At 43.2% G+C, this 2389-nt stretch carries 2 protein-coding genes; both read left to right on the top strand.

Annotated features, from left to right (window positions below; genetic code table 11):
* Window positions 1–51 precede the first annotated feature (51 nt).
* The gene (locus B2X33_RS01845; protein WP_296667181.1) at window positions 52–786 is read left to right on the top strand and encodes an SIMPL domain-containing protein; all 735 of its coding nucleotides are present in this window, start codon (window positions 52–54) and stop codon (window positions 784–786) included.
* 92 nt (window positions 787–878) lie between these two features.
* On the top strand, window positions 879–2207 hold the full coding sequence (serS, locus tag B2X33_RS01840; protein WP_296667178.1) for a serine--tRNA ligase: 1329 nt from the start codon (window positions 879–881) through the stop codon (window positions 2205–2207).
* The last annotated feature ends 182 nt before the right edge of the window (window positions 2208–2389 follow it).

The following is a 2389-nucleotide window of genomic DNA, read 5'->3' as shown; positions in this document are numbered from 1 at the left end:
TTAAATTATAAAACTCGAAATTAAGGCTAAATAAATTGGAGGATTAATAAAATGAAAAAAATCTTAAATGCAAAATTGGTTTTGGCAGTGCTTGGCGCAGTTTTTTTTACATCATGCACAATAAAAACTACGGAAAACAACCGCAGGACAGTGAGCGTAAGCGGAACAGGCTCTGTAGAAGTTGAAGCGGACAACGCGACGATTATTCTTTCTGTAATTACAAGAGGAAAAGATGTCGGAAATACGGCAAAAGAAAACGCAGAAAAAATGACAAAAGTCCATGAATCAGTCTTAGCATTAGGAATTTTGCCGGAAGATGTTTCCACAGAACATTACACAATCAACCAGGAATCAAATTATTTGAACGGCAAAGTAACTTACGGAGATTACGTTGCCATAAACCGAATCAAAATTTTTGTAAAAGATTTAACCATGGCTGGAAATGTAATTGACGCCGCAATAAAAGCCGGCGCAAACCAGCTTTCGTCTTTTCAATATGGAATAAGCGACAAAGAAGCTTTTGTAAAACAGGCGCGCACGCTTGCAGTTCAAAATGCACGCGATACGGCAAATCTTCTCGTAACAACAAGCGGCGCTTTTCTTGGAAAAGTAATTTCGTTAAACGAGCAGTCAAACAATTTTGGATTTTACAGGGTCAACGCAAAACGCGCCAATTTAGCAGAAGCAGCAGCGGCAGACAGCGCATCTTCTTTTGTTTCAACGCCAATTTCCGGCGGAAAAACAACAATCAGCTTTACAGTCGATGCCGTTTTTGAAATAAAGTAAAAATTCAAAAAAGCGCTGCAATTGCCTTAAAAACGTTAAAAGAATAGAATAAAAGAATAAAAACTTTAAGAGAGATTGGGAGATAAATACAAATGCTCGATTTGAAATTTGTAAAAGAACATCTTGCAGAAGTAAAAGAAAACATAAAAAACCGCAATATGGTTGCCGACGCAGATCTCGTTGTAAAACTTTACGACGAACGCACTGCTCTTACGACAAAACTTCAGTCATTGCAGCAGAAAAGAAACGAAAACGCCGCAAACATGAAGCAGAAACTTGATCCAGAGACACGCCAGAAATTCATTGAAGAAGGCAAAAAAATCAAGGAAGATGTTTCTCAGTCAGAAAAAGAGCTTGCAGAAGTTGAGGCAAAGCTTGAAGACGCCGCAAGACAGCTTCCGAACATGTGCCATCCGGACACTCCAATCGGAAAGCTCGACACAGAAAACCTCGAAGTAAAGAAAGTTGGAGTTCCACGCAAATTTACATTCAAACCAAAAAGCCATGTAGAGCTTGGCGAAGAGCTCGATTTGATTGATTTTGAACGCGGAACAAAAGTTTCCGGTCCGAAATTCTATTACCTCAAAAACGAGGCTGTATTTCTTGAAGAAGCTCTCATCATGTACGCTCTCAACATTCTCCGCAAGCACGGCTTTACAACATTCATTACTCCAGATGTCGCAAAAGAAGAAATTTTAAAAGGAATCGGCTTTAATCCGCGCGGAAACGAATCAAACGTCTATGCAATCGAAGACGAAGGAACATGTCTTGTTGCGACAGCAGAAATCACCCTCGGAGGCTACCATTCAGGAGAAATCTTAGACAAATCTGCGCTTCCGCTCTTTTACTGCGGACTTTCCCACTGCTTTAGACGCGAAGCCGGAGCCGCAGGACAGTTCTCAAAAGGACTTTACAGAGTCCACCAGTTTGACAAAGTCGAAATGTTTGTTTACTGTCTGCCAGAAGATTCAAACAGGCTCCACGAAAAGCTCCGCTTAATCGAAGAAGAAATTTTTGAAGGTCTGGGAATTCCATTCCATGTAGTTGACACATGCACAGGCGACCTCGGCGCTCCTGCTTACAGAAAATGGGATCTCGAAGCGTGGATGCCAAGCCGCGCGACAGAAGAAAAGCCGGAAGGCGACTACGGCGAAGTTACATCAACTTCAAACTGCACAGACTTCCAGTCACGCCGCCTGAACGTAAAATACCACGATGACGACGGCAAGAATAAATATGTCCACATGCTAAACGGCACGGCAATTGCGGTAGGACGGGCGATGCTCGCGATTATGGAAAACTATCAGAACGAAGACGGCTCAATTACAGTTCCGCCTGCGCTTGTTCCATTCTGCGGCTTTGACAAAATCGGACCAAAAACAAAAATAAAAGATCCGGTTTACCACGCCGCAAAAAAATAGAGCAGTTTTAACAAAAAAACGGTGGCTTTTATTAGCCGCCGTTTTTTTATTTGGGCGTTTCCCTCGCTCCGTGCAGGCGCTCCGCTCGGGCCGGGCTTTTCGGGGTTGCGCTGCCGCTTCATTCCTACGCTACGCTCCGGAACGGCTTCGCCGCCCCTACAATCCCTAACGCTTTAGCGTTA

The organism is Treponema sp. UBA785 (assembly GCF_002297065.1).
In the GTDB taxonomy this organism is placed as follows: Bacteria; Spirochaetota; Spirochaetia; order Treponematales; family Treponemataceae; genus Treponema_D.
Note: the sequence above shows the minus strand (reverse complement) of the source record. Positions and strands in the feature narration are given on the sequence as shown.